Source organism: Loigolactobacillus rennini DSM 20253 (assembly GCF_001436505.1).
Lineage (GTDB): Bacteria > Bacillota > Bacilli > Lactobacillales > Lactobacillaceae > Loigolactobacillus > Loigolactobacillus rennini.
The window spans coordinates 36,806-59,561 of record NZ_AYYI01000010.1; the positions used below are offsets into that span (position 1 = coordinate 36,806).

Sequence of the window (22,756 nt, forward strand, 5' to 3'; positions counted from 1 at the left end):
TCCTAGGCTTCAACTTTGTACTTAAGCGTCACATAATCCGCATAATCAGCTACGATGCTCTCTAAACTTAACGCTAAATTGGCTAAAATCACTTGCGCAGTTTTAGCTTGGTCAACAGTTAAATCAGCTGGTAAACGACATTCTAGATGTCCTCCTGCTTCAGCATCCATGGTAACTAACGGTTTAACCTTAGCAATTTGCTCGATACCATTTACCGCACCAATTGCAACCGCCGAAACCGCCGCACACACAATATCGCTGCCATAAGGACCAGCATCCGCGTGACCAGTTAAGCCAAAGAAAACAATATTTCCCGCTTGATCACGTTGAATTTGCGCTCGGATCATGTAACCACCTACTTATTATTCATTATGCATTAACTGCGTTAATCATGACACGTGTGTAAGGTTGACGATGACCAGTCTTTGTATGACTATGCTTCTTAGGCTTGTACTTGTAAGTAACAACTTTCTTTTCCTTACCTTGTTTTTCAACCTTGCCCGTTACTGTTGCGTTGGCAACTGTTGGTGTGCCGATTTTAGTTTCACCGTCACCGCCAACTAAAATAACATCTTTGAACGTTACTTCGTCGCCTTCGTTGGCATCCAACTTTTCGACCCAGATCTGTTGACCTGCTTGGACTTTAAGTTGTTTACCACCAGTTTCAATAATTGCGTACATCTGCTGCACCTCCTCATCTTAGACTCGCCGAAAACAAGTGCGGCTAAACCGACTTAAACTTGTTCCGAGCGGTTGTAGCTGTGGCAGCCACAATTACAACAGTAGTATCATACCAATAAACACGACCAGTTGCAACTATTTTCGTGCTTTACAAGTAAATTGATGACCAAAGCTTTTTTGCGCGTTGACAGGCGCGCTAAACTTCCTTATAATAATTTCTGATGTCGTCTCGATAGCTCAGCTGGATAGAGCAACGGTCTTCTAAACCGTGGGCCGTGGGTTCGAATCCCACTCGAGGCATTTTAATGCCAATTAAAGAAAAATGCTTTTTTTAAAGAATCCCGTTAAATCAACATTTATTGGGATTTTATTTTTTTAGAATGAACTAGAAAAGGCTGAAAAAAGAAAATTATTGCACACAATCTGCACACAAAATAGTTTTTTGAATAATCCCGCTAAATCAATGTTTAGCGGGATTTTTATTTTTTTATAGGCAATTAAAAATCACTATAATATTAAAAAACTGAGAACATTTTGAGAACGCTTTTGTGGTTAAAAAGTTATTCTGTTTAAATCATTCAGGATAAAAATAATTAATTAAGCCTTGATACTTATCTTGTTCTAAGCCCAGTGTATCAACTAAATACCCGGGAGTGTTTTCAAACTCACGTAAGCCACGCAGATAATATGGCTTATTAACATCTTCAATAATCAAAGGTGTCTGATTACGCCGGCATAATTCTTTAAACAATAATAATCTGCCAACACGGCCATTGCCATCACTAAAGGGGTGGATTAGTTCAAAATCACGATGGAATTTAGCAAAATTTGCTAAATTAGCAGCTGTTTCTTTTTCCCATTGTTTAAATAAACTGGCAACTTTTCCCGGTGTTTCCTTCGGACTGGTAGTGTTGATGACGTTAAAGGTACCAATTTGATTTGGTAGCTGTTTAAAACCAGCATAATTAAACCTAGGATTATATTCTTGTTTAGTTCCCTTTTTTAAGATTTGATGCAGCTTGATTGTATATTCAGGTGTTAATGGTTGCTCGACCGTATCTAATAAATAATTAAAGACCTGAAAGTGGTTAACTGTCGCGAGCACATCATCAACATAAATAGGTTTGCCTTGTTCAGCAAAAACACTCCCAGTATCATAAATTTGTTGTGTTTGGTCTTCAGTTAAGCGTGTGCCTTCCATATGATTACTGTTATAGGAAAAGGTAATCTGGGTACGATAATACAAGCTGCCTGCTAATTTATTATCCCGCTCATTGATTAGTTGTTCGACCAGTTTAGTCATATAAGCACTCCTTTAATTTGCAGCTTCAACGTCGTTGAGGTTATTACTGCGTAAAGCCTTTATCCCATAAACAGCTATCGGGGCCATAGCTTTTGTTTCTTGAGTTGTTGAATTAGGTTCACTCAACAGCACTTTTTATAAAAAAATAGTTGCTAAACAGTCTTGTATTATACAACGTAATCATGTATTATGACAAGGAGAAAGACGGTTTCTTTATCTTGCTTAAAAATGAAAAAGCCACAAGCGATTAAATTAACCTTTAAAATTAACTCAATTTTCGTGACTTTAACAATTATTTTCAAGTAGTAACCGGTCACGCTTAAAAAGCAATAACCTATTTTTTAACGTAGCATGGCTATAGGAGGAAAGCAAAATGAAATTATTTGAAAGCAAACACGTTAAAATAAGCGTTCGCAAAACAACACGTAAAGAAATGATTACTGGCTTGATTGCTTTTATTGTGCTTGTTTTATTAATTTGGTGGTGGCTGAAATGAAAAGTATTTATCAACAATATTTAGATAATAATCACATCACTCGCTATCAAGTTGCAAAAAAGGGGCATGTTTATCAAAGTACCCTGCAGACTGTCGCTAATTCTAAAGGTGGCACTGATACTATTTCAGGCAAAATTTTAAAAGCAACCGGAAAAGCATTAGACAAGGAACCATGGATTGTGTTTAAAGAATTGCTTAAATTAGAACAAACGAATACTGATTAATCGGTAGGATAATAGGCCGATACTGCAAATGGGAAATTCGCTACGCATTTCCCATTATGCTCTTCGCAAATCCTTTTTTCCAGTCGCTGCTATTACAACAAGTTGCTTGTCAAAGATCCGGTGCAAATCTACTGGCCATTTTTCTGGTTTTTACCGTAAAGATGTACAGACGTAATTGTGCCAAACTTTAGTTGCTTTTTAGCGCTCATCATATCTGGATCAGTTGAATTCACTGTCATTATGCTAACACTTACTTAAATTAATTTAACCTAATGAGGATCATCGTAAAAAAGAGTGTGACATAAAGCAAAAATAATTGCTTGTTGTCACACTCTTTGTTTAATTATTCTTAAACATCAAAAACTTTATTGGGATTCAAAATGTTCTTAGGATCAAAGGTCTTTTTAATGCCGCGCATTAATTCTAAGTTCACTGGATCCATGGTCTCTTTCAGGTAGCGTTTCTTAGCATAGCCAATCCCGTGCTCACCTGAAACCAAACCACCTAAATTATGAGCTTTCTCATAAACTAATTCCATGGTCTTGGTCATCCGTTTCTGGAATTCCGCTTCAGATAAATCATCTTTTAACATATAAGCGTGTAGATTGCCGTCACCAGCATGACCGAAGCTTTTAATTCGAATGCCTTGTTCTTTACTGACTTCTGGGAAATAAGCAACCATTTCGTTAACTTTACTGCGTGGCACAACGGTATCTAATTCATCCATATCTGTTGTTGAACCTTTGATTGCTTCTAAGAAGGCACTGCGCGCTTTCCAGATTGAATCTTCCCGTTCCTGCGTATCTGAAATAAAGACGTCTACCGCTCCTTGCTTCAAGCAAAGATCTGCCACTGGTTGATAAGCTTTTTCAACTTCTTCATCCGTATTGCCGTCGAAACGTAACAATAAGTAAGCATCGGCAGAATGGTCAGGGAATTTTTTACCCAAATACTCTTCTGCATCCAAGATAACGTCTTGTTCCATAAATTCAATTGCAATGGGCACATTTTCAGAGCGGACAATTTCTGGTACCGTATCAATGGCTTGACGTAAAGTTGGGAAAGGCACTAATAAGCTGATCACTTTTTTAGGGGCAGGCAATAATTTCAAAACAGCTTTTGTGATAATGCCTAAAATACCTTCAGAACCAATAATAAGGTCTTTCAAATCTAGTCCTGAACTATTTTTAACCACTTTACCGCCAAACGTTACGACTTTGCCGGTTGGCAAAACAACCTCTAATTCACGAACAAAATCCCGGGTGACACCATATTTAACAGCTCGCATCCCACCGGCATTAGTCGCAATATTACCCGCGATGGTAGCAGATTTTTCACCTGGATCTGGTGGGAAGAAAAGATCGTGCTCGGCAGTATAATCTCCAATGGTCATCAATAAAACACCAGGTTGTACCGTCAGTGTTAAATTATCTTCGTCCAATTCAAGGATTTGATCCATCTTTGAAATATCGATTAAAATGCCATGCTCAATAGGTACGCAGGCGCCAACTAAACCTGTACCAGCACCACGAGCCGTTACTGGAATATTATTTTCATATGCATAGGTCATCACTTTAGAAACATCAGCAGTCGATGCTGCTAAAACCACAACATCTGGTAAAGATTCAGTACCGCCCAATTCATCATGGCCATATTCTTCTTGAATGGCGTCTTGATATAACACACGGTCATTGTCATTAATTAAATCTAAAATAGCAGTGTAATCTTCCTTAGTAAAAGTCTTATAAGCCATCAGCTATTCCCCCTTCCTAGCTTTAATATCTGCGATTAATTGCGGTATGATGTCGCTTTGATCGCCCACTAAACAATAATGCGCACTCTTAAAAATTGTCGCTTTAGGATCATTATTGATGGCGACAATATTGTCAGCATTATCCATCCCCGCAATAAATTGAATGGCACCAGAAATACCAACACAGATGATCAATTTTGGCCGAACCGTTCGGCCACTTAAACCAATTTGTTGTCTAACATCTATCCAGCCATTCTCAACTAATGGCCGTGTTCCAGCTAACTGGCCACCTAATAGGTTCGCCAGTTCTTTTAATTGGTCTAATTCTGCCTTTGACTTAACGCCGCGACCAGCCGCAACCAAAACGTCAGCGCTTTCAATTGATTGTTCAGCCGGCTTAGGAATAATATCAATGATCTTCTCGTTTGAAACAAGCTTCTTTTCATTGATTTTCTTTTCAACGATTTCGCCAGAGATTTCTTCTTGCCGTGGTGCAGCGTCCATCACTTTATAGCGGACAGTTGCCATTTGTGGGCGGTTATTTGGCGTAACGATGTGCGCAATAATGTTACCACCAAAGGCAGGCCGAATCTGACTTAAATCAGTGGATTTTGCATCCATATCTAAAATAGTAGTGTCGGCCGTTAAACCAGTCCGCATCCGTGCGGCTACACGTGGCGCCAGCTGGCGGCCAACTGTTGTGGCGCCAACTAAAATGCTGTTTGGCTTATTTTGTTTAATGAAACGTTCAAATACTGCAGTATATGGTTCAATTGCAAAACGCGCTAATTTAGGATCATCGTAAACAAAAATCTTATCGATTCCATAGTGCTGTAATTCCTTGGCAGCTGCTTGAACCTGACTCCCAATCAATAAAGCATAAACTGGTTGGTGCAGTTTACCAGCTAATTCCTTAGCTTTACCAATTAATTCATAAGTAACTGGATGAATTTCTCCGTCTACTTGAGCGACGTAGACGGCAACGCCTTGCCATCTTTCCTTTTTAAGCGGTTTTTTCTTCTTTTCTACAATGAATTCAACCGCGCCTTTTGGTCCAGTATTGACGCAATTCAAGCACATACGGCAGGAATCATCAATCACGACATTGCCATCCTTAACGGACATGGAACCAAATGGGCAAACCGCCACTAGCGCTTCAGGATCGTCAATTTTATCTTGATGTACTTTTAATCTCGCCATGAAAAAACCTCCTAAATAAGCTTCAAATCTGCTAACGTGGTTGTTAATTTTTTGGCTTGCTCTTCAGCAGTTCCTTCCAACATCGTTTGTGTGGTATTGGTTTCTGGTGGGAAAATTTTCTTAACTTGTGTTGGTGAACCGCTTAAACCATAATTGTTTTCGTCTTGATCGTCCATATCATCCAATGAATAAATCGGAATTTTCCGATCAGCCGTTGCCTTTTTTAAAACATAAGAAGGTAAACGCGGTTGATAGATATCCTTTTCGACAGTTAGCAAACATGGAAATGCCACTTCAACAACTTCAAGCTGGTTAGGCATATCCATTTCAACTGTCATCGTTTCGTCAGTTACTTCACGAATTTTTGTCACGTTCGCAACGGCCGGTATTTCTAAGTATTCAGAGATTTCTGGCCCAACTTGGGCAGTATCCCCGTCAGTGGTTTGCTTGCCACACAAAATCAAGTCAAAATCACCTAATGCTTTAATACCTTGGGATAAAGCGTAACTGGTTGCTAGAACATCAGCACCCCCAAAGCGCCGGTCTGATAGTAGCGCACCATGATCAGCCCCCATCGCAAATGCTTCTTCAATTACGGCTTTAGCGGCTTGCGGGCCCATGCTCAAAACCGTAATTTCGCCACCCTTTTCTTTCTTCAAACGTAGTGCCGTTTCTAACGCAAATAAGTCATAAGGATTCATTTTGACATTATCCCCATCACGGATCAATAAACCGGTATCTGGATCTACTTTTACCTCAGATGAACCAGGCACTTGTTTTATACAAACCAGAATGTTCATTTTTATATAAGCCTCCTAATGTCTTGATAAACATAGTGAAACGAGCATATCCTGTAAGCGCTGCCATCACTAACTAAATTAAGCATGCTACTAAAACGAATCTTTGTCAACATTAGTCAGGTTAATTTAGGGTAAAAACCTATTTTTTGTGAAAATATTAATCAGATGCTAATGCACTTACAGCAGGTGTAAAGGCTATTTTTAAAATTTTTGCTCGCTTGTATGTTATCTTTTAACTTAATCGTAGCATAAGCTATTACTTGCTAGAACGCATAAAAGCCCCTCTAGATAAATTGTTACTTCTAGAGTTGGCTTTTAATGGTTTAAGCCTTTACAGGTTCAATTTTAATTGCACAAACTTTATAATCGGGACATTTTGCAATGTCATCCGTTGCTGGATTAGTTAAGAAGTTGCTGTTGCCATCAGGAAAGTGAAATGTCATAAAAGCAGCATCCGGCTGGACAACATCGCCGACAGCGGCATAGCTTTCGATTGTACCGCGTCGCGAGCTAACCCGGACTTTATCACCGTCACTAATTCCCATTTCAGCAGCATTGATTTGGTTGATTTCAATGTAGGACAGATCTCTGCCTTTACCAGCTTTTTCCCGAATACCCGGTGTACGCTCAGAATAAGCACGGGTATTGTAGTGATACAACTCACGGCCTGTACAGAGCATAAATGGGTAGTCATCATTTGGTAATTCATTAGGCGCTTCGTAAGGCAACGTCATAAATACAGCTTTGCCCCCTGGCCGTGTAAACCGATCGACATGTAAAATCGGTGTTCCCGGATCAGTTGGCGAGGTACATGGCCATTGCAAGCCATCGTTTGGATGAGCTTTTAAGCGGTCAAAACTGATTCCGCCATAGGCTGGATCAACCGCCGCAATTTCATCCATAATGTCGCTGGTGGTTGCAAAATCCATTTTACCGCCCATTCGTTTCGCAATTTCACAGAAAACTTTAAAATCATCCATGACACCACTTAATGGCTTCATCACTTGGTGCACCCGCTGGACGCGCCGCTCCGTATTGGTAAACGTCCCTTCTTTTTCCAAGTAGCTCAAACCCGGCAATACAACATCTGCCATCTGCGCAGTTTCCGTCATGAAGAGTTCATGAACAACTAGAAAATCTAAGCTGGCTAATTCTTCACGTACAGCACTGGTATTTGGATCTGTGACTAATGGATCTTCACCAAAAATGAATAAGCCCTTAATTTTACCTGTTTTGGCGGCTGGTAAAACTTGTGTAGACGTCATCCCAATATCGGGATTAAGTTTGGTACCCCAAGCCTTTTCAAATTTCGGCAGTGTTTTCGGATCATTGAGCTTTTGATAACCGGGCAGATCAAATGGTGAACAGCCCATATCGCAAGCGCCCTGAACATTATTTTGCCCCCGCAATGGGTTGATGCCACAGCCGGGCTTACCCACTTTACCCACTAATAGCGCTAAGTTCGAAATACTCATGACACCTTCAGTTCCAAATGAATGCTCCGTAACGCCAAGACAGTAAACAATCGGTGCTTTGTCCGCTCTAGCATACATTTCAGCGGCTTTAATAATCTCAGTAGGTTCTAGGCCGCAAATTTTAGCTACTTTTTCTGGTGTATAGTCCGCTACCAGTGCTTTCATCTTCTCGTAGCCTTCTGTCCGTTCAGCAATGAATTTTTCATCAGCCAAACCTTCATTGATGATGACATTCATCATCCCATTGAGCAGTGCGACATTTGTACCACCTTTTTGCTGTAAATGCAAAGTCGCAATGTTGGTTAAATCAATTTTACGCGGATCAATCACAATTAACTTCGTACCATTGCGCACGGCACCCCGGATCTGTGCACCAATGACAGGATGTGCTTCAGTGGTATTCGACCCGATCAACAAGATCACGTCAACATCAGTGGTGATGTCTTTAACGGTATTGGTCATGGCACCAGAACCTAAGGTCGTCCCTAAACCATGAACTGAAGGTGCGTGACAAACACGGGCACAATTATCAACGTTATTGGTACCAAAACCAACACGTACCATTTTTTGTAACGCATAGTTGTCCTCATTAATTGAACGGGAACAGGAAAAGCCTGCTAAACTATCAGCACCATAATCTGCTTTTAATTGACTAAACCGGTTGGCAACATAATCCAAGGCTTCATCCCAACTAGCTTTCTCAAATTTACCATTGCGTTTAATCAATGGTTTGGTCAACCGGTCTTTAGAAGCCGCAAAGCGATAAGCTGCAAAACGCCCTTTAACACACAACATATTTTTATTTGCTGCACCATTAGCTGGCTCTGCATCCACTATTTCACCATTGCGCACAATCATATTAATCTGGCAGCCAGAGCCACAATATGGGCAAGTGGTTTGCATTTTAGTCGTTTCCCAGTCACGATATTTCCGATGATCTTTAGCAGTTAAAGCGCCAGTTGGACAGGCAAAAACACAATTACCACAAGACTCGCAAATTGAATCATTGATCTTATTACCAAAATCAGCTGCAACTTGGGTGTTAAAACCACGGCCAGCAATGCTTAGTACATTTCTATTTTGTTTTAAATGACAAGCCGAAACACAACGACCACAAAGAATGCATTTTTCTGGATCATAATCAATAAAGGGACTGCTGGTGTCCATCGCACCAACAGTACTATGTTTTGGCACATCAAAAGTAGTGCGATAGATACCAGTTGCTAAAGCATCCTGTTGAATTTGACAATTACCATTACTTGGGCACCCAAAACATTCAATTTTATGGTCGCTTAATTGCAAATCAACTAAAAAACGACGCGCAGCAGTTTTCTTTTCGCTGCGGGAACGTTCATCTTGGCCGTTTTCCGCTTCAATATCAAAGCAGTCGACCAAACGGCCGTATTGAGTCGGCATTGTCTTTGATTTCAATTTAGTTGCCATTACCATGGTACCTCCTTAGTTTCAGGTGCATCCCAATTGATGCTTTGCTTAAACTCGTCAGGAAATAGTTTCATACCCGAAAAGATGGCATTACCGATTGATTGGCCAACTGGACAAAGCGACCGCTCAGCTACATGATCCACTGTATGGGCAAAATAACGTAAATCTCCTGGCACACCCGCATGACGTTGAAATTTTTGCAACTGTTCTTTAATCCGAACACTACCAACACGACCAGCCAAACATTTACCACAAGATTCCGCACAATAAAATGCTGCAACTTTTTCTAAATAATCGACAACACCAACGCTGTCATCCATAGCAACAATCACACCACAGCCGATCGTTAAATGCTGAGCATGGAAATCCGAATAAGTATACGCACAATCTACCAGTTGGGCGGGGGTTGCTAACGCGCCAGCTTGCCCACCGACATGGATAAACTTAAACGGCTTGCCAGTTGTAGAACCCCCACCATAATCTGCCTGATATAAAATATCCTGTACTGGTGTACCTAATGCTACTTCATATAACCCTGGATGCTGAAATTGCCCTGACAGAGAAACTAAGATTGTGCCGCCAGCATCTTTTGCACCTAAATCCCGATACGCTGAGCCACCCAAACGTAAAATCACCGGAATGTTAGCAAAAGTTTCCGGATCATGGACCAATGTAGGTGCACCATACAAGCCGCGTTTGACCAGATTAACCTTACGACCAGGTTTACCTACTCGACCTTCTAAAGCAGGAATCATTGCATCAGCAACATTTTCTACATAGCCGCCTCCACTCACCATAATTTGAATGTCAAAGTTAAAACCTGGAATACCTAAGATATTGGTTCCTAGATAATGCGCGGCTTTTGCGTTATTCAGCGCAGTTGCAAAGTTTTCAATAAATTCTGGAAATTCGCCTTGAACATAAAGATAACCTTGGCTAGCCTTTAAAAAGTAAGCTGCAATGGTCATTCCTTCAATTACTGCTAACGGATCCTTTTGTATTAAAGCTTTATCTTTGAAACTGCCTGGTTCACCTTCATTCGCATTACACACAACATATTTCGTTTGTCCTTTGGCTTTTGCTAAAGCTTGCCATTGGGCTGCAATGTTTTCACCAGTTCCAGAACGACTGATTAAACCAGCCGTTTCTAATTCATTTAATAATACCGCAGTATCTAATGTTGTTGCCTTTTGCAAACCCTGATAACCAGCTAGATCAACGTAGGTTGGTACCTCAGCTGGGTTCGTCATTTTAGCAAAACGTGCAGTTAAAATAGCATTAGTCGTTTGTTCAGTTGCCATCATTTTTCCCTCCTTTCCTTATATTTCATGATCATAGTGGCCATTTTGTAAATCATGGACGAGCTGTTTAGTTTTAGTTTCATCTAAATGACCAAAAACTTTAGTCCCAACTTTGATAAACGGTGCTTGATCACAAGCGCCTAAACCACCTACACTTTTATAAGCAAACAAACCATCTTCGGTCACTGTATCTTCTGGTACCCCTAACACAGCTTCTAAGGTCTGGCGAATCATTTCACCACCCACTAATGTACAAGGAGCCGCATTACACAGTTTCAACATATATTTGGCTTGTGGTTTCACGTTCAAGATTGGGTAATATGAACATAATTCATACACGCCGGACACGGGTATTTTTAAATGATCACTAACTAATTGTGCTGTTTTTTGATCAATATAATGTTGCTTTGAAGTACGCTGCAGTCTAAACAATAAATTAACAATTTGTTCTGGTTTTGACGCATAGCTAGCGATCAAAGCAACTTTAGCATCACGTGTTAATACATCGCCCATAAACGGACACTTCTTTCTTTGATTAAGCTGGGTAAAGAATTAACTAGCAGTATCAATAAATAACAACGACAAACAAATTTCATTCAAGCGGTAATACTAATAAAACGTTATGTTTTCCCTTGATGTGACGCATGATAATTTCCGTAATTATGAATTTTTCCTCCTTTTTTGTTCGGCTCCAATTCTGTAATCGCTTTCAAATTAAAATAAGAATAATAGCAGCGCCATTAAACCACTGCCATGCAAGTAAAAAAATGCTGTTTCAATACAGTAAAAGTGCTTTTAAATTAAGCGATTACATTACCGTTCCAAAAATATTTTTGCTATGATTATTTATTTTAAGTATAGGGTCAGCCAATGCGTTTGTCAACTGTTATATTACAGAAAATCAATTCAGACCCATTCAGCAGCAATCACACTTTAATCCCCATAATAGTTATCTGATTAGCATCACTGAACGGTGCAATTAAACGTTGATTTTGTACAGCTTATTTTTAAAGATTGATTAGCATTAAAAATACCTGTTAGCTAAGACTAACAGGCATTCTTTAAGGATCTGACCTAGCAACGTGCTGAATAAGTTTATTGTAAATGATCCAAGATAAACTGGTAATTTTCAGCGTTTAATTTCACACCAAGATTAGCTGTTTGTGTGCCACCTCCGTGTACCGCAACCATTTGATTTTGATCATTATAGACCGGTGAACCAGATTGACCACCAGCAGTATCCATATCATAGTAAATCAAACTATCAGTCTGCTTAACAACTTGTCCGGAATTTGTCCACATTGTGCCATAAACGCGGTCTCCTGGATAGCCCGTCGTCGTTAAAGGTGTTCCAATCGCAATATCTCCAGTCACCTTTATCGGCATGGGGGTAACTAAATCGCCAACACTTTCACCAGCTTCATTAGTATCAAGGATTAAAACTGCAAGGTCAGATTCGGCACCTGGATTATCAATATAATCCGGCAGCTGATACATTGCTTTAATTTTAAATTTCCCAAATGGATATTCTTCATCATTACGTCCTGGCGCAAAGTAGACTTCATCAATATCCTGGCTCGGTTCTTCACCAATACTATTGCCCACATGCCCGGCTGTTACAACAGTGTTTTTTCCAATTACTGTCCCAGTACTAATGTGGCCATTTGCTAAAATGTAACCGATGCTTTGGTAAGGACTAACAGTTGTATCCATAATCTGCACGCGATCATCATCACCAATGATCACACGCGTTTGTGGGACAGTTGCGGCACTTGCTTGTTGCTGTGCAACAAGACCTCCGATACCACCTGATACTGCAAATGCGACTCCCAACGTTAATTTGATAAACCGGCCTACTTTTTTCATTAGTTCGCCTCTTTTCTACTTATTTGATTTTTATAGTTTACTAAGTAAGGCTAGACATTGTCAAAAAATAAGCGCAAGTAGCTAACGCTATCATTTAGTTTGCGCTTTAAATAGCTTAACTATCCGATCAATAACTACATCTGCAATAAGAATTGCTTAAAATAATTCTCATTTTCACACCACTTGTACATACCGAATCAATGCTAAAGCAACTGGCTGGGCGCCAATGTAAACAGTGTCCGCGTGATAACCTTGCACAATCCCCTTAACGGCAGGTAAAGGTGTCCCGGTAGCTGCTGTTAATTGATTCAATTGCACAATGACCGTTAAATGTTGCCGGTAAGCCACGGCCAAACATTGCGTAATTTTAGCCACCGATTGCTGCGGTTGAATTGAAAGCTGCTGGTGCTCAGCAGCTTTCACCTGCTTTAACGCCGCAGTGTGATCAGATAAATAAAATCCCTGCCATTTCATTAATCCACGATCATGGTAAACCTGATCAAAAAAATGCTGTACTCGCGCATCGCTAAACTGATCAAACGATCTCATTCTTCCCAGAACTTCTTTCGTTGGATTAGAGTTTGCGCTTGTGGCCAACGCAAACCAGTAAAACCGACATAGTCAATAGTAAATTGAAAACGTGCCTGTAATGCGACAACAATCTTTTCCAAAGCAGCCAGATCAATGCCAGTAATGGTATGTAACGGGATGGATTTTAAACGCTGCTGCCGTTTTTGCTGGTTAAAGAAAAAATTAAATGCATGATCATAAGGATCTAAAACGATTTGAACCCAATAACGGGTATTGCGGCGTGGCTGAAAATGCTGCTGCAACCGGGTTAAAATCAACTTTAAATCATTATTCATAACTATTACCTCCATTATGGCCGCCAACTAAGGAAGCCCGTTCAATGGCGGTGCCCCCATTCAAAAGTGAACTGGCATACACTAATGCTGTAAACCCAAACCGATCGCGAATTTGATCAACCAAAGAATTAACGCGTTGTTGCTTCAATTGTTGCCGTGGTGGTGCGAACAATGACAACTGAAAACCGGTATCTGGGTGCAGACGTGAACCATAAACGGCCAAATTACGCACTGCTTGCCCCGCCCAATTTTGACGAAATAGCCACACTAAAGTTGCCGTGATGGCTTGGTTGCTATTAGTTGGATCAATGCGCTGAGCCTGCACAAAGCCACCACGACCATCTGCCTGGCTAGCCGCGTATGAAAAACCCACACGCAAACTGATGCAAGCCGCAAGTTTATGGTGATGACGCAACCGAGCTGCTACCTGTTCACCGATTTCTTTAATCACAAGTTCGATTTCAGCAGGCACCTGATAGTCTCGTGGTAACACTTGCGAATTACCAATGCTGGCAGAACGAACCTTTAGCGGTTGATTTAATTGCGTACGGTCGATCCCCCAAGCAATCGCAAATAATTGTTCTCCGATCACACCCATTTCTTGCTTTAACAAATAAGGATTGGCGTGGGCTAGATCGTACATCGTATGAATCCGCAAATGTGCTAGGCGTTTAGCCGTCCGCACATTAATGCTCCAAACTGCGGTCAAATCCTTAATTGGCCAAATTTTATCTGGGACAGTCTCATAATGAATTTCGCCAATCAAGTCAGTCGTATGTTTAGCGTAAATATCTAATGCGATTTTTGCTTGTACAGGATTATCGCCAATTCCCACTGTGGTATAAAGTCCTAACGCTTGCCGTACAGTCCGCTGAATTCGTTTAGCCACTGCTCGGGGCGATTTACCAAACAACCGCCACGAATGCGTCAGATCCAGAATTGATTCATCGATGGAGTATGGCCATAAATCTTCATCGGCGACAAACTGGCGAAAAATTTGGTTAATCTGTAAATTCTTTTTAATGTATAAATTCATCCGGGGCGGCACTACCCATAAGCGCGGATCATTAGGCAAATCACGCTGCCGAGAAACATTCGCCTTCAACCCATAAATCTTTTTTGCTAAAGGTGACGTCGCTAGAATCAAACCACCATTGGTATTTTCTTGTTCCGACATCACCACCATAATTGATTTCAATGGATTCAAGCCACGAGCCACTGCTTCAACGCTAGCGTAAAAGGATTTGTTATCAATTAAGAAAAAAACGCCATGTGGTTCTTTCGCATAATTCATCCGCCTCACCTCCCTTTCATTATACAAACGTATGTTCGCATTCGTCAATCCTTTTTCAGCAAAATTCATGTGTGCAAGCAAAAAAGCTGTTACAAAAGTCCTACTTTTGTAACAGCTCCTAAGTAAGTCATGGCAATGCTATTGCCGTCGCTTCATTGCCATACTGATCACAATCAGATTAAGCAGCATGAAAACGAATAATAAACCGAATGCCACAGTCGCACCTAACGCTATTTTCCGCGCAGCACTACCACTAGCTTGCACTTGCACCAAAGTAATTAAGGCGGACACAAGTGATGTGCCAACTGCCCCGGCAAATTGCTGCAAAGTGTTAAACAAGGCGTTCCCATCAGCTTGTTGTGCAAGTGTCAATTGATTTAAGCCACTAGTCATCGTATTGCCCATGGTTAAGCCAGTCCCAATCATCAATAATAAATAAATGAGCAGGATAAGCAATCCTGTTAGCCGCATTCCTAAAATAACAAATAAGAATAACGCAACAGTTAGAATACTAGCACCAGTTAAAATTGGCTTAGCTGCACCATAACGGTCTAAAATCCGACCACCTAATGGCGCAAAAATTGCTCCTAAAGCAGCCCCAGGTAGCACAAACAAGCCAGCTAATAATGCGCTTTGCCCATTCACTAATTGAATGTAGTTTGGCAAAATAAAGGCTAAACCTAGCACGCACAGCTGAATTAAGAAAAAAGCAATGAGGTGATAATTAAACGATCGATTATGAAAAACGGTCAATTTAATTAAAGGCTGTGGTGAAACCTTTGTCCGCCAAATAAAGCCGAACAAGCCAATCAAACCGATAAGCAACCAACCGCAAAAACGTAATGGATATTGTATGATTTGAGCTAAATGACTAAAAGCCAATGTAAAACCGGTGAATAACAAAATAATCAGCAACCAGCTGACAAAATCGAAACTGGTTTTAACGGTTGGCGCTGCCTGCTGAATGGCATAAATTCCAAGGATTAACGAAACCAGTAATAAGGGAATCAAACTGATAAAAATCCAGTGCTACCCTAATGAACCGACGATAAAACCACCAAACGTGGGCCCTAATGCAGGCGCAATCGCCGTAATCAATGTACCAATTCCCATTAACATACCTTTTTGCGCTTGTGGTGCCCAATCGATAATAATATTAAACATTAAAGGTAAAGCAATCCCGGTACCTAAACCTTGAGCAATCCGGCCAAACACCAAGACAGTAAAATTAGTTGCTAATGCATCAATTATTAATCCCAACAAAAAAAGGAGATTGGCGGCAATAAACAGCGTTTTTGTTTTAAACCGACGCTTTAAAAAAGCAGAAAGTGGCACCACAATGGCAACCACCAATAAATAAGCAGTGGTCATCCACTGTACAGTTGCAGCATTAATGGCAAATTCTCGCATCAAAACCGGAAAAGTAATGTTCATTGCCGTTTCAACAATTACACCGCAAAATGATAATAAGCCGGTTGCAATAATCGCTAAGATTAACTTTAAATCAATCCGTTTTTGCATTTAAACAGCTCCTTTAAAATAGTTCACATACGAACTAACAAATAATTATACCATTAAAATGTTGTTTTTAAAGGATAAATATTAAGTTGACACTGAATATAACTCAGCATATAATCAATTAAGTTAACTAACAAACTATTAAGGAAATGTGACGACATGAAAAACTCATTGGGGATTGCGATCAAACAAGCAAACAATGCATTATCCCGCGATGCAGACCATTACGCCAAAACAATCGGGTTAACTGGTATGCAGATCAGCATTATTAATTTTATTGCTGATCATGAACAAACACAGAACATCTTTCAACGTGACTTAGAGCAAGAATTTAACATCCGTAAAGCCACCTCTTCCAGTTTAGTGACCAAAATGGTTAAGGCAGATTTATTAGTCCGTGTGCCCACTCAACATGATGCCCGGTATAAACGACTGCTGCTCACTCCTAAAGCGCGACAGTTAGCGGCACAAATTGAGCAATTCTTTCAAAAAAGCGAACAACGCATGGCACAGCTTTTAACGACTGATAAAACACGCACTTACACTGCTTTATCTACCATTAGCAAGGCATTTAAAACCCCAACGTCAATCTCGAAATAAAACGCAAACAGAAAGCGGCTACCCCATATTGAATCAATGGGATAGCCGCTTCGTTAATGTTGATTAACTGCCATAAAACCAGCCATATCTCGATAAGTCAAGGTGAATACGACAACAGGTTCATTTTTGATTATCTTGATGAACGTGCCCGTTTTAAGATGTGTAAATCAATCAAAATAGCTGCTCACATGAGTGTTTCATCCTCACGACGCCAACTGATCCGCTACCGCTTTGACTAAAGGCTGCAACTGGTCTAAATCATCATCACACTCGTAAAAGGCATTGTGATAAATCTGCTGCATCTTTTTATCAATGTCGCCGTAGCCTTGATCAAAAGTTTTCACTTGGTAGCTGCCATCTGGTGCCACAATAAAAATCACGCAGCCAGCGGCAATTTTGTGTTCATGGGTAAACGAGACGGGTAAGGCAATCTCTGCTCGGCCAGCATGTTGGCGCCGGTGCGAAATGGTTCGGGTAATGTCAGTGACGATCCGGTCAAATGTCATGTTAATCGGTCTCTCCTTTAAAATCATGTTCTTGTTCAGTCGGTTTAACGTTTAGCATTTGGTAAACGCGATCAACACTGCCAAATCTAGCCGTCAACAATGCTGGCGTAATCCCATAACGCATTAATGCCGTTAAACTAGTGCCATCATCTGTAAAAATTTCACTCACACAATTTAACAATTCACCAGTGGCCAATTGTTGCGGTAAAAAAGCTAAGCCGGCTGCTTGTTTAATTTGGTACCAACTTTTCTGGTAATGGGCCATAATTTCTTGACGAGTTGGAAAATCAGCGGCATAGTGATCAAAATCGCTAGCCACTGCTGGTTCAACTGCTTGGTAAGCAGCCGCAAATTGCGGTATAAACTCCGTATAACGCGGCCAATCCCAAGCACCTGTCGCTAATTTTTTCATTTTATGTCACTTCCAACAAATAATACCATTACAAGTTGCGCTATTCATTATACCAAACAATCCGTCGACAGCGAAAATTCTGGTTTGTATTTCCTGCTAGCTTAATCAATAATAGAGTTAACAACTTTTATGGGAGGTTTCAGGATGAAAATCAATCAATTTGCCCAAATTAAAGTAACGCCAAAACAACGTGACGCAGAATTACAACGTATTGGTCTATTTTCACCAACAGCAAAACAACAAACAGTGAGTGCTAATTTTGCCCATTTTTTGCGCCAATGTTTTCCAGAAGCACACACCACCACAACTAAACAAGAAGCCATTGCAAACTTAATGCTAACTACTGACCAAAGCGTTCCCGCTTACCTCGCTGAGCCTAGCCCGCTCACTCTCACACAATTTTATAACGTGGGCTTACAGTTGCTAGGTTATGAAGTTGGCAGTGATTTTTCATTAGCGGAGCCACTATCGTTTATACGCCAAAATCAGCTGGCTTTTTCTGATACACCACTTACAAACAATGACGCCTTATTTACTGCTATCTACTTATTACTCACCACTCACACTAAAATGGGCGTGACTTATTTAGATGATTTGGCTAACCGTGGCTTTTTTAACGCTTACCAGGGCAAGCGCCCGTTATTTTTTAATGGCAAAGCCCAAGCCGTTTTTGATACACAGCACTTGATTAAAGAAGTGGTCTACGTAGAATCAGACTTAGATACCGATCAAGACGGTCAACGGGATTTATTAGCGGCAACAATTTTTCGGCCTGCAGTTGCAGAGCCACAGCTTAAAATTCCCGCTTTGTATACCGCAAGTCCTTATTATAAAGGCACTAACAATGTGGACAAATACATGCACAATGTGGATCAGGAACTAGCAGCCAAAACACCCGGCAAAGAAAGCTACCCTAAAACGCAAGCTAAGCCTTTGCCAGCAGCTCGGACACCGCAAAAGCAAGCGACCACCAGTGAAAAAACGGCAACCGATCACAGCAACTACAGCTTAAATGATTATTTTCTCGCTCGTGGCTTTGCCAATGTTTATGCCGGTGGCATCGGCACCCGTGATTCCGACGGTATCCGTACTTGCGGTTCTGCTGCTGAAACCAGCTCAACCACGGCTATCATTGAATGGCTAGCTGGCAACCGGCGCGCCTTTACTAACCGAACTGATCGTATCGAAATTAAAGCCGACTGGTGCAATGGCAATGTGGCGATGACTGGTAAATCCTATTTAGGTACTTTAGCCACCGCCGCAGCCACTACCGGTGTTGCTGGGCTAAAAACCATTATCGCAGAAGCTGCCATTTCCAGCTGGTATGATTATTACCGCGATAATGGCCTGGTGGTTGCACCAGTGGACTGCCAAGGTGAAGATGCCGATGTTTTGGCCGCATTGTGCCAGTCCCGGCAAAAAGACGCAGCCGACAAACAAAAAGTTGAAAAAGTGTTCTCCCAGGAATTAGCAAAACTAAAAGCTGGCCAAGATCGAACTAGCGGTAATTACAACGCTTTTTGGGATGCCCGCAATTATCGAAAAAATGCAGCAAACACCAAAGCTGATGTGGTGTTAGTCCACGGACTCAACGACTGGAACGTAAAACCCCGTAACGCTGAAAAAATGTGGCAAGCCTTAAAGCAAACTAAAGTGAACCGGAAACTGATTTTGCACCAAGGCAAACACATTTACATCAACAACATGCCATCACTAGATTTCACCGACATGATGAACTTATGGTTAAGCTATCAGCTTTACGATGTGGCCAACAACGCCCCTAAAGTATTGCCTAACGTGACCATTCAAGATAACCGCCAGCCTGAAACTTGGCACGCTTATCATGATTGGGCCCCTAATGATCGTAAACGTCAATTATTTTACTTTACGCCAAGCACGCTACAAACTAAGGAACCCACTGATGCTGCTTTTGTACCGTTTAAAGACGATAGCACGGCCGTTTTCAAACAACAAGGCAAAGACGAACATCGCTGGTTAAACGATTTTATTCTGGGTAAAGCAGCCTACCAACCTAGCCAAGCTCAATTTAAAACCCAGCCACTAACCCAACCACTCCTGATTGATGGCAATATCGATATCACCTTGCAGGCCGCTGTCGACCAAACTACCGGCTTGCTCAGTGTGATGGTGATCGACTACGGCCATGATCAGCGTTTAGGTGCTGACCCGACAGTTGTGGCACGCGATGGCTACCAGCTGGATCCTGCTGGTCTCACCCAAGATCTCGTTGAATTCCAATTGGCGGCTGCTACTGATTATCAGTTAATCACTCGCGGCCACATTAATTTGCAAAACCGTAACGGTGCTGATCAAGTGGTGCCAGTTAACCCACACGAATTTTATACAGTCCATTTTGCCTTGCAGCCAACCCATTTTACAGTTCCAGCAGGTCATCAATTAGGTGTAATCGTTTATGCCAGCGATATGGGGATGACGGTGCGGCCTGAAACTGTGGCGCATTATCAACTTGATTTAAACGCTTGTCAATTAAGCGTGCCATATATGAAAAAATAAACTAATTGGCGGCTGCTGCTTGCCACCGCATTAAAAATTCAGTGGCTTGTGTTGCTGAATCTTGTTGGACTTTAACTACTTGAAAACCTGCTTGCTGATAAAAATGACAGGCTTGGTGATTTTGTTGATAAACCATTAAGGTCAATCGCCAGTGCTTTGCCTTAACTGCTGCTAATAATTGACTGCCAATTCCCTGACCACGCGCGTCTTTAGCAACAAATAAGCCAGCGATAAATTGATCTTTTAAGCCAATAAAGCCTAAAATGACGCCGCGTTCATGATAAACATAAACATCAGCTTGCATTAAAGCCTTTTGGACTACAGCTTGATTTTGTCGCCAATAAGCAGCGGGAATAAAGGCATGTGCTTCAAGATTAGCGGTTAGCCAAATTTGCAGCACCGCCTTTAAATCTGCTGGTATCATTTTTCGAATCATCAATGGTCACCTCCTAACTAAAAAAGCCAGTGCCAACAACTTCAATGGTTGCTGCGCACTGGCTTTTTGCATAAACAATTTTAGTAAAGCTCTAAGTATTGATCCCGTTCCCATTGCGAAACCATTTGCCGGTAAGAAGCCCATTCTAACTTCTTAGCTTCCATAAAGCTTTGGTAGAGGTGCTGACCTAATGCATCCCGCAAAACTTGATCATCCCGTAACGCTTTTAACGCATTGTGCAATGTAGACGGCAAATCAGTGATGTGATTGGCTTTTCTTTCTTCATCATCCATCCGGTAAATGTTACGGTCAACCGCTGGTAGTGGGGTCATTTCTTGACGAATACCATCCATACCTGCTTCTAACATAGCCGCAATAATGGCATACGGATTAGCGGTTGGATCAACACTGCGCAATTCTAAACGCGTGGACAATCCGCGGGAAGCAGGTACTCGGACTAATGGTGACCGGTTACGGCCAGACCAAGCCACGTAAACCGGTGCTTCATAACCCGGTACCAGTCGTTTATAAGAATTAACTGTCGGATTGGCAATGGCTGTCAAGCCCCGAGCATGTTCCAATAATCCGGCTAAGAAATGGTAAGCATCATTAGATAATTGCATTTCGCCGCTTTTATCATAGAAAGCATTCCCTTTATCATGGAACAAGGACATGTTCATGTGCATCCCTGAACCATTAATGCCATCTAGGGGTTTCGGCATAAATGTTGCATGCAAACCATGCTTACGGGCGACAGTTTTAACCACTAACTTAAACGTTTGAATGTCATCAGCGGCTTCCAATGCATTGGCGTATTTAAAATCAACTTCATGTTGGCCCGGTGCTGCTTCATGGTGGCTAGCTTCCACTTCAAAGCCCATGTTTTCCAATTCTAAAACAATATCCCGGCGACAATTTTCACCTAGATCAATCGGCGCAAAATCAAAGTAGCTGCCCTTATCATTTAAATGCAAGGTTGGCCGCCCCTGATCGTCTAATTTAAACAGGAAGAATTCCGGTTCCGGCCCAATATTAAAGTCGGTGTACCCAGCAGCGTGCATTTCATCTAAAATGCGAATTAAATTGTTCCGTGGATCACCATTAAATGGTGTGCCATCTGTATTATAAATCCGGCAAATCAGCCGCGCCACCTTACCATGTTCGGAGCCCCATGGAAAAATCATCCAAGTATTTAAATCTGGGTATAAGTACATATCGCTTTCTTCGATGCGAACAAACCCATCAATTGAAGAACCATCAAACATGACTTTGTTATCCAGCACTTTGTCCAATTGATCAACAGGCATTTCCACATTTTTGATCACACCGCTAATATCCGTAAACATTAAACGAAGAAATTGGACATTTTCATCTTGCGCAATTTTGCGGATTTCGTCTTTCGTATAGTTCTTTCTTGCCATGGTCATCGCTCCTTAAAATTAGTCGCACGCTAGCTCGTGCTTACAGTGGCTTATGTTTATGAAAAAGGGGTGCAGCGTCGTGCTGCTCATTTTGCAATCGCCCTTGCTGCAATAATTCATCATGAAAAATACGCCGGACATCGGCGTCAGTTACCGGCCGCTTCAAATCAGCCTGCTTTTTTTGTTTTTCCCGCTGCTTCATATCGTAAATGTGTTTGATTCCCGCCATATTGATACCTTCTGCCAAATAATCCTTGATGTCAAGCAACACATCGATATCGTTTAGCGAATACATGCGACGGTTACCTTCATTACGCTGCGGTTGAATCAGTCCTTGCGCTTCATAATAACGAATTTGCCGGGCAGTTAAATCAGTTAATTTCATGACTGTTCCAATCGGAAAAACCGCCATCGAACGGCGCAGTTCTTTTTCTTTCATCGCGACCCTCCCTTTCCTCGCCAAACTTATCTTAGCGCGCTCATCTCCTGATGTCAATTGCTGATGTTAGGTCTTATGACATTGCATTTAGTTTGTCTAGAAAAACTGCTCTGACAAGCTTAATTATTTCTAAATGGCAGATTGCAAGAAATAACTTGAACAAATTTAGTAACGCAGATTACGCAAA

22 protein-coding genes, 1 tRNA gene, 1 pseudogene and 1 other annotated feature are annotated in these 22,756 nt (G+C 41.3%); of the genes and pseudogenes, 5 read left to right on the plus strand and 19 right to left on the minus strand.

Annotated elements, in window-relative coordinates:
* Positions 1 to 2 precede the first annotated feature (2 nt).
* Both FC24_RS01885 and rplU read right to left on the minus strand, forming a co-directional pair.
* Positions 3 to 347, minus strand: coding sequence for a ribosomal-processing cysteine protease Prp (locus tag FC24_RS01885; protein ID WP_057873181.1), 345 nt, complete (start codon positions 345 to 347; stop codon positions 3 to 5).
* A 22-nt stretch (positions 348 to 369) separates the two neighbouring features.
* Entirely contained in the window at positions 370 to 681 is a 312-nt protein-coding gene (rplU, locus tag FC24_RS01890) for a 50S ribosomal protein L21 (RefSeq protein WP_057873182.1), read from the minus strand.
* 10 nt (positions 682 to 691) lie between these two features.
* Positions 692 to 765, minus strand: a sequence feature (ribosomal protein L21 leader region).
* 142 nt (positions 766 to 907) lie between these two features.
* Between rplU and FC24_RS01895 the strand changes: the two genes are divergently transcribed.
* Positions 908 to 981 (plus strand) — tRNA-Arg (locus tag FC24_RS01895).
* A 274-nt stretch (positions 982 to 1,255) separates the two neighbouring features.
* Here FC24_RS01895 and FC24_RS01900 read toward each other — a convergent pair.
* A complete protein-coding gene (locus FC24_RS01900) occupies positions 1,256 to 1,984 on the minus strand; it encodes a Fic family protein (protein ID WP_057873183.1) in 729 nt (242 codons plus the stop codon).
* 373 nt (positions 1,985 to 2,357) lie between these two features.
* Between FC24_RS01900 and FC24_RS11860 the strand changes: the two genes are divergently transcribed.
* Both FC24_RS11860 and FC24_RS01905 read left to right on the plus strand, forming a co-directional pair.
* Positions 2,358 to 2,480 (plus strand): hypothetical protein, encoded by a 123-nt coding sequence (locus tag FC24_RS11860; protein WP_268872292.1) that lies wholly within the window; start codon positions 2,358 to 2,360, stop codon positions 2,478 to 2,480.
* Positions 2,477 to 2,704: a hypothetical protein gene (locus FC24_RS01905; protein WP_057873184.1), complete on the plus strand. Its 228-nt coding sequence runs from the start codon at positions 2,477 to 2,479 to the stop codon at positions 2,702 to 2,704. Before FC24_RS11860 ends, FC24_RS01905 begins: the two co-directional genes overlap by 4 nt.
* Before the next feature lie 349 nt (positions 2,705 to 3,053).
* On the opposite strand, the gene FC24_RS01910 is transcribed toward FC24_RS01905, so the two are convergent.
* The 11 genes and pseudogenes from FC24_RS01910 to FC24_RS01960 all read right to left on the minus strand — a co-directional run bounded on the left by FC24_RS01910 (position 3,054) and on the right by FC24_RS01960 (position 16,223).
* Positions 3,054 to 4,457, minus strand: coding sequence for an FAD-binding oxidoreductase (locus tag FC24_RS01910; protein ID WP_057873185.1), 1,404 nt, complete (start codon positions 4,455 to 4,457; stop codon positions 3,054 to 3,056).
* A 3-nt stretch (positions 4,458 to 4,460) separates the two neighbouring features.
* A complete protein-coding gene (locus FC24_RS01915) occupies positions 4,461 to 5,657 on the minus strand; it encodes an electron transfer flavoprotein subunit alpha/FixB family protein (RefSeq protein ID WP_057873186.1) in 1,197 nt (398 codons plus the stop codon).
* An 11-nt stretch (positions 5,658 to 5,668) separates the two neighbouring features.
* Positions 5,669 to 6,457, minus strand: a complete 789-nt coding sequence (locus FC24_RS01920) for an electron transfer flavoprotein subunit beta/FixA family protein (RefSeq protein WP_057873187.1) — start codon at positions 6,455 to 6,457, stop codon at positions 5,669 to 5,671.
* 323 nt (positions 6,458 to 6,780) lie between these two features.
* Positions 6,781 to 9,375 carry a formate dehydrogenase subunit alpha gene (gene fdhF, locus FC24_RS01925; protein ID WP_057873188.1) on the minus strand — a complete coding sequence of 865 codons (2,595 nt, stop codon included), beginning with the start codon at positions 9,373 to 9,375 and terminating at the stop codon, positions 6,781 to 6,783.
* Positions 9,375 to 10,676, minus strand: a complete 1,302-nt coding sequence (locus FC24_RS01930; RefSeq protein WP_057873189.1) for an NADH-ubiquinone oxidoreductase-F iron-sulfur binding region domain-containing protein — start codon at positions 10,674 to 10,676, stop codon at positions 9,375 to 9,377. Before FC24_RS01930 ends, fdhF begins: the two co-directional genes overlap by 1 nt.
* Positions 10,677 to 10,694: 18 nt before the next feature.
* On the minus strand, positions 10,695 to 11,189 hold the full coding sequence (locus FC24_RS01935; RefSeq protein ID WP_057873190.1) for an NADH-quinone oxidoreductase subunit NuoE family protein: 495 nt from the start codon (positions 11,187 to 11,189) through the stop codon (positions 10,695 to 10,697).
* Positions 11,190 to 11,771: 582 nt separating this feature from the next.
* Positions 11,772 to 12,542, minus strand: a complete 771-nt coding sequence (locus FC24_RS01940; RefSeq protein WP_057873191.1) for a trypsin-like serine peptidase — start codon at positions 12,540 to 12,542, stop codon at positions 11,772 to 11,774.
* A 174-nt stretch (positions 12,543 to 12,716) separates the two neighbouring features.
* On the minus strand, positions 12,717 to 13,091 hold the full coding sequence (locus FC24_RS01945; protein ID WP_057873192.1) for a hypothetical protein: 375 nt from the start codon (positions 13,089 to 13,091) through the stop codon (positions 12,717 to 12,719).
* Positions 13,088 to 13,408: a hypothetical protein gene (locus FC24_RS01950; RefSeq protein ID WP_057873193.1), complete on the minus strand. Its 321-nt coding sequence runs from the start codon at positions 13,406 to 13,408 to the stop codon at positions 13,088 to 13,090. Before FC24_RS01950 ends, FC24_RS01945 begins: the two co-directional genes overlap by 4 nt.
* Entirely contained in the window at positions 13,401 to 14,702 is a 1,302-nt protein-coding gene (locus FC24_RS01955) for a Y-family DNA polymerase (RefSeq protein ID WP_057873194.1), read from the minus strand. Before FC24_RS01955 ends, FC24_RS01950 begins: the two co-directional genes overlap by 8 nt.
* 138 nt (positions 14,703 to 14,840) lie before the next feature.
* Positions 14,841 to 16,223, minus strand: a pseudogene (locus FC24_RS01960) (MFS transporter).
* A 156-nt stretch (positions 16,224 to 16,379) separates the two neighbouring features.
* Here FC24_RS01960 and FC24_RS01965 point away from each other — a divergent pair.
* On the plus strand, positions 16,380 to 16,820 hold the full coding sequence (locus FC24_RS01965) for a MarR family winged helix-turn-helix transcriptional regulator (RefSeq protein WP_057873195.1): 441 nt from the start codon (positions 16,380 to 16,382) through the stop codon (positions 16,818 to 16,820).
* Positions 16,821 to 17,023: 203 nt separating this feature from the next.
* On the opposite strand, the gene FC24_RS01970 is transcribed toward FC24_RS01965, so the two are convergent.
* The gene (locus tag FC24_RS01970) at positions 17,024 to 17,326 is read right to left on the minus strand and encodes a hypothetical protein (protein ID WP_057873196.1); all 303 of its coding nucleotides are present in this window, start codon (positions 17,324 to 17,326) and stop codon (positions 17,024 to 17,026) included.
* 1 nt (position 17,327) lies between these two features.
* On the minus strand, positions 17,328 to 17,738 hold the full coding sequence (locus tag FC24_RS11735; RefSeq protein WP_235807295.1) for a hypothetical protein: 411 nt from the start codon (positions 17,736 to 17,738) through the stop codon (positions 17,328 to 17,330).
* A gap of 144 nt (positions 17,739 to 17,882) precedes the next feature.
* On the opposite strand from FC24_RS11735, the gene FC24_RS01980 reads away from it, so the two are divergent.
* Positions 17,883 to 20,273 (plus strand): Xaa-Pro dipeptidyl-peptidase, encoded by a 2,391-nt coding sequence (locus FC24_RS01980; RefSeq protein WP_057873197.1) that lies wholly within the window; start codon positions 17,883 to 17,885, stop codon positions 20,271 to 20,273.
* Between the two features lies 1 nt (position 20,274).
* On the opposite strand, the gene FC24_RS01985 is transcribed toward FC24_RS01980, so the two are convergent.
* The 3 genes from FC24_RS01985 to FC24_RS01995 all read right to left on the minus strand — a co-directional run bounded on the left by FC24_RS01985 (position 20,275) and on the right by FC24_RS01995 (position 22,569).
* Complete coding sequence (locus tag FC24_RS01985) at positions 20,275 to 20,709, minus strand: N-acetyltransferase (protein ID WP_057873198.1); 435 nt, start codon at positions 20,707 to 20,709, stop codon at positions 20,275 to 20,277.
* 80 nt (positions 20,710 to 20,789) lie between these two features.
* On the minus strand, positions 20,790 to 22,130 hold the full coding sequence (gene glnA, locus FC24_RS01990; RefSeq protein ID WP_057873199.1) for a type I glutamate--ammonia ligase: 1,341 nt from the start codon (positions 22,128 to 22,130) through the stop codon (positions 20,790 to 20,792).
* A gap of 40 nt (positions 22,131 to 22,170) precedes the next feature.
* Entirely contained in the window at positions 22,171 to 22,569 is a 399-nt protein-coding gene (locus tag FC24_RS01995) for a MerR family transcriptional regulator (RefSeq protein ID WP_057873200.1), read from the minus strand.
* Between the last annotated feature and the right edge of the window lie 187 nt (positions 22,570 to 22,756).